This is a genomic window from Candidatus Poriferisodalis multihospitum, assembly GCF_028283155.1.
Taxonomy (GTDB): Bacteria; Actinomycetota; Acidimicrobiia; order Acidimicrobiales; family Poriferisodalaceae; genus Poriferisodalis; species Poriferisodalis multihospitum.
Map to the genome: position 1 here is coordinate 1 of NZ_JAPYOK010000018.1, position 5,017 is coordinate 5,017.

Consider the following 5,017-nt stretch of genomic DNA (forward strand, 5'->3'; position numbering starts at 1 on the left):
GGAACGAACGCGTGGCCCGAGTCGATGCGCTCCGGGTTGCGACCGGTCAGCAGGGTGTAGGTCATTTCCGACGCCTGGGCGTAGATCATGCCGCCCACGAGTGACACGTCGACTCGCTGCCCTCGCCCGGTCGTTTGGCGATGCAGCAGCGCCGCAAGAATGCCGGTGACCATGTTCTGGCAGCCGACATGGTCAGCAATGACAGCCCCGTTCATGATCGGGGGACCGCCGTCGATCCGGCTGGCGAACATGAGCCCGCCCTCCGACTGGCCGGTCGAGTCAGCGCCCTCGCGGCCCGCCTTGTCGCCCACCGGCCCGAAGCTCGAACCGGTGGCGTACACGAGCCGAGGATTGATGGCTGACAGGTGTTCATAGGACAGGCCCCAGGCCTCCATCGTCCCGGGCACGAAATTGTGGATCAGGACATCGGCATCGGCGACGAACCGCTCAAGCGCGCTCTTGCCGCCCTGAGTGCGCAGATCAAGCGTGACCGACCGCTTTCCCCGGTTGCACGCCTCGTAGTACGGACTTCGCGGGTCATCGGGTGACACGGGGATGACCCGTCCCAGGTCGCCCATGCCGGGCAACTCGATCTTGATGACCGACGCCCCCATGTCGTGCAGCGTCGCTGCGGCTTGGGGGCCCTGCACCAAGATGGCCAAGTCGAGGACGGAGCATCCGTCAAGCACTCCCATCGCCGGATCGTAACCCCCACAGATTCCCGCAGGCCCGCTGTGTGTCAGGATGCAAAGCGCAAAGATCTTCCCGTCGGAGAGTGCCCCATGAGCGAGCCGATGCCAACCTCCAAGTCCAAAGAGCTCTACGAGCGGGCGCAGTCGGTCATTCCCAAGGGCGTGCACGGCCACTACGGCCCCGCCGTGATCGACGACGGCCCGGTCTTCTTCTCCTCCGCGGAAGGCGCACGGTTCACCGATGTGGACGGCAACTCCTACATCGACTGGATGTGCGCGTACGGCCCGAACATCTTGGGCTACAACCACCCGGCCGTGGAAGAGGCCGCCGAGAAGCAGGCAGCCGATGGCAGCACGGTCAGCCTGGCCGCGCCGATCATGGTGGAGCTGGCCGAAGAGCTCGTTGACATGGTGGACGGGGCCGACTGGGCGCTGTTCGGCAAGAACGGTGCCGACGCGACCGGGCTCGCGGCGATGGTTGCCCGAGCAGCCACCGGGCGGCGATACATCCTCAAGATCCAAGGCGGCTATCACGGCTCGGCGCCGTGGATGCAAGCGCCGGGCAACAAGGGCACGATCGCGGAGGATCAGGCGTTCGTGATCGAGGTGCCGTGGAACGACTCCGGTGCGGTACAGGCAGCCATCGATGCGCATCCGGGCGATATCGCCTGCTTCATCTCCTCGCCGTACCACCACCCCGTCTTCGCAGACAACGAACAACCGGCGCAGGGCTACTGGGCAGCAGTGGAGTCAGCTTGCCGGACAGCAGGAGTCGTGGTGATCCTCGACGATGTGCGGAGCGGATTCCGGATCGACTTGGCCGGCTCGCACGTTGCCTACGGCTTCACGCCCGATCTCATGTGCTTCGGCAAGGCGATCGCGAACGGGCATCCGCTGGCAGCGCTCACCGGCAGCGATGCGCTCAAGGAAGCCGCCGCCGAGACGTTCTTCACTGGGACCCAGTTCTTCAATGCTGCGCCGATGGCCGCCGGGCTTGCCACGCTGCGGGAGCTGCGTGCGGCTGATGCCGCCAATACCGCCACGGCGACGGGCACCCGCCTCGGCGAGGCGCTGACCGATGTGGCAGCAGCCCATGGGCACGAGCTTCGGGTGAGCGGTGTGCCCGCCATGCCGTACCTGCGCGTCGTCGGTCCCGGCGGCGGGAAGTTCCATGCCCGCTGGGTGGCTGAATGCATCCGCCGGGGCGCCTACCTGCTCAGCTACCACAACAACTTCGTGTGCACTGCCCACACCGACGACGACATCAAGCGCACCTGCGACATCGCTGACTCAGCGTTCGCTGCGCTGGCCTGAGGCTCACGGCCGGCCTCGCTCCCGCCCTGCATTGCCCGCGCCTCGACGCCCAAGGAGGCTCCGCCCATGAAGTTCGGCTTCACCGTGCCCAACAACTTCGGGGTGGACGACCCCGCCGATGTCGTCGCCTTGGCGGTCGAGGCCGAGCAGCTCGGCTTCGACTCGGTGTGGGTGAACCATCACGTGGTCAACGTCGGCTACGTGTGGGACCGCCTCGGCGAGCGGCCGTACCACGATGCGCTCGTGACGCTCACCTGGATGGCCGCCCACACCTCACGGGTGCGCCTCGGCACCAGCGTGCTCGTGATGCCGTACCTGCACCCGATGGTGCTGGCCAAGGAGCTCGCCACGCTGGACCGGCTGAGCGGTGGGCGGCTGGTGGTCGGACTGGGCGTGGGCAGCCTGCCCGAGGAGAACGCGCTGCTCGGCGCGGAATACGAGGACCGGGGTCGGCTCAGCAACGAGTTCATCGAGGTGCTCGACCTGCTGTGGACCCAGCCGAGCGCCAACTACGACGGGCACTACTACTCGTTCGAAGGCGCTGTGAGCTCGCCCAAGCCGCTGCAGCAGCCGCGGCCCCCGATCCTCATCGGCGGCAACCGCCCGCCGGCGCTGCGGCGCGTCGGCCGTCTGGGCGACGGCTGGCATCCGATGATGCTGTCGCCCGAGAGCGTCGCAAAGCGCCTGCCGGTGATCCGCGAGGCCGCAGAGGCGGCAGGCCGCCCAGGCATCCCTGCTGAGGTCTCCGTGCGCCGGACCGCCGACGAAGTGACTCCAGAGCTGGCTACTAGCTATGCAGCCGTCGGGGTAACGGAACTCGTGGTCTCCTGGAACACCGGCGACGTCGCCGAGATCAGCGAGGGCCTCACCGCCTTCGCCGCCGAACACGGCATCGGCGGCTGAAACGCCGGGCTGCTCGGTCTGGCTACTTCGAGCGGAACGAGGCCTCCATCTCGTCGATGTCGAAGCCGCCGTGCGCCACGCCGTCGGTGGCGTACTCGTAGAGCGCTGTCTTGAAGTAGAGGCTCAACGCGCTCACCACAACGCTCACGGCGAGTACGCCGATCACGCCGACAGCGATGCCGATGTACAGGCCGATCCCGGGCACCAATGTTGCGATCAGCACTGCGACGAGGATGATCGGCAGGGCGATCACGAAGCCCAACAAGCCGAACCCCGCCTGGGCGATGAGGTTCTCACCCCATGTGCGGCGGACCAGCGACATGGAGTGCTTGACGCTGGCGAACGATCTGAAATCGTCGATGATGATGGCGGGAACGACGAGGTAGGTGGCCACACCCCACGCTGCCTCGGCCAGAAAGGTCAGCATCTGGCCCAGCCAGCCCAGGCGCTCTCGCAGGAAGCGCAGCACCAGCCCCACGGTCATCGTGATGAGCGCCCAGCCGAGCAGGCTCGGGAGCCGTGACGCTGCCTTGCTCATTGCGCTGCGCACGGTGGGATCGCCGCCGGTCATGCGCTCGTGCGCACCTGCCACAAGTGCGCCTTCGAAGTACACCACCGTGGCCGTTGCAACGAAGGCGAACACGAGCCCGAGCACGACTGCGCTGCCCTCGACACTCTCGGCGCCCCCGCTTGCATCGAAGCTGCCGGTGACGAAGCCGACCACCGCGGCCGCAGCGACAATGGCCAAGATGGTCAGCATGCTGAGGACCGGCAGCCACAGCAGCTCGCGGTCCTGCTTCAGCAGCGACCACGAGTGCTTGGTCAGCCGCCACGTGTTGGCGAATCGGCCCATTGAAGTGCTCCCCGGGGAAGGTCGGCATCGCGCCGACAGGACGTACACAGCGCCCGCTGATCAGACTCCAGCGCCGCGTCGAACCTGAGCGTATCCAGCCTGCGCGACGCCAGGTCGTCAGTCATGCGAACGCGCAGCGGCAGGCAGTTCGGGTTCGGTGGCCTGCTCGACCGGTGCAGGCGAAGCACGCGATCCGGCAGGCGTGCGGATGACCATTGCCACCGAGAACAGCACGACGGCGCCGCCCAAGAACTGCATCGGCGTGACCGGCTCGCCGTGGATGAGCCAGGCCGTGCCGACGGCCACGATGTGCATGGCCAGCACGTACAGCGAGGATCGAGCCACCTCGATGTGACCGTGGCACCACGTCATCAGCACGTGGCCGAATACCCCGGTCACGAAGGCCACGATCACGATCCACAGCCAATCCAGCCCGTCGAACTCGAAGAACTGACTCGGTGTCACCAACAGCACAGTGGGCGGGACCGCGGCCACAAATGACCAGAAGTTGATGCCGGCCATCCACTCGATCGGGTCGACATCGGTGGACGCTCGGGCCATCCGGGTCAGAACGAAATAGACGGTGAATGTCAGCACCGACATGGCGGTGAGGAAGAGCCCGAACCCGCTGGCACGGAACTCGCCGCCGGCGCCCATGATCACACCGACGGCGCCGCCCACCCCGATCAGCGTGAAGACGATCTGGCGAACGCTCACCCGATCGCCGAAGATCGGACCCACCAGCGCCAGGAGCATGGCCGGCTGCAGGGCCATCATCACCGACATCACCGAGATCGTGACTTCCTGCACCGCTGCGAAAACGAAGACCATGTTGATGCCGAACGACAGGCCGGGCAGCGCCGTCTGGATGAACACCCCGCGTGACAGCCAGCGGCCTCGCAGCGCCAGCACCACGAGCAGGAACGGCGTGGACATGCCGAATCGGATGAAGGCGCTCACCATCGCCGGCGCGGTGAGCAGCTTGGAGATGGGCGGCCCGAGGCCCCACGAGATGACCACCAGGCCCATGACCAGCAGCGGCAGCGCACCGCCAGCGGTCCGCACCGATGTGGCACCCGTTGCGGAGCTCGCCGTCGAGCATTTGGCCGGTGCGCGCCCCACAACCTCCGCAGCGCCGTTGAGCGGCGCTTCGACACCGCCCGCCCGGTCGATGGCCGGGGCGACATGGAAGACGGCGCCCGACGGCACGGCCGGTCCGCTGTCGCTCGCCGCAGCCGGCTGGCCCGCACCCCTC

At 67.2% G+C, this 5,017-nt stretch carries 5 protein-coding genes; 2 read left to right on the plus strand and 3 right to left on the minus strand.

The genetic code is table 11. The annotated features are described in order from the left end of the window. Positions 1 to 695 (minus strand): CaiB/BaiF CoA transferase family protein (locus VI480_RS00580; RefSeq protein WP_323670864.1); only part of this gene is annotated, 695 nt, incomplete at its 3' end. Between the two features lie 87 nt (positions 696 to 782). Here VI480_RS00580 and VI480_RS00585 point away from each other — a divergent pair. Beyond that, a complete protein-coding gene (locus VI480_RS00585) occupies positions 783 to 2,006 on the plus strand; it encodes an aminotransferase class III-fold pyridoxal phosphate-dependent enzyme (protein WP_323670865.1) in 1,224 nt (407 codons plus the stop codon). 66 nt (positions 2,007 to 2,072) lie between these two features. Next, positions 2,073 to 2,909 (plus strand): LLM class F420-dependent oxidoreductase, encoded by an 837-nt coding sequence (locus tag VI480_RS00590; RefSeq protein WP_323670866.1) that lies wholly within the window; start codon positions 2,073 to 2,075, stop codon positions 2,907 to 2,909. 22 nt (positions 2,910 to 2,931) lie between these two features. Here VI480_RS00590 and VI480_RS00595 read toward each other — a convergent pair whose 3' ends face one another. Both VI480_RS00595 and VI480_RS00600 read right to left on the minus strand, forming a co-directional pair. After that, the gene (locus tag VI480_RS00595; RefSeq protein WP_323670867.1) at positions 2,932 to 3,762 is read right to left on the minus strand and encodes a DUF6159 family protein; all 831 of its coding nucleotides are present in this window, start codon (positions 3,760 to 3,762) and stop codon (positions 2,932 to 2,934) included. Positions 3,763 to 3,879: 117 nt separating this feature from the next. Next, a partial coding sequence (locus VI480_RS00600) for a DMT family transporter (RefSeq protein WP_323670868.1) occupies positions 3,880 to 5,017 on the minus strand: 1,138 nt, incomplete at its 5' end.

What these genes read in the sequence shown, in the direction of transcription:
- VI480_RS00595 (WP_323670867.1), bottom strand. Translation starts at nt 3,762, where the DNA reads ATGGGCCGATTCGCCAACACGTGGCGGCTGACCAAGCACTCGTGGTCG.
- VI480_RS00585 (WP_323670865.1), top strand. Translation starts at nt 783, where the DNA reads ATGAGCGAGCCGATGCCAACCTCCAAGTCCAAAGAGCTCTACGAGCGG.
- VI480_RS00590 (WP_323670866.1), top strand. Translation starts at nt 2,073, where the DNA reads ATGAAGTTCGGCTTCACCGTGCCCAACAACTTCGGGGTGGACGACCCC.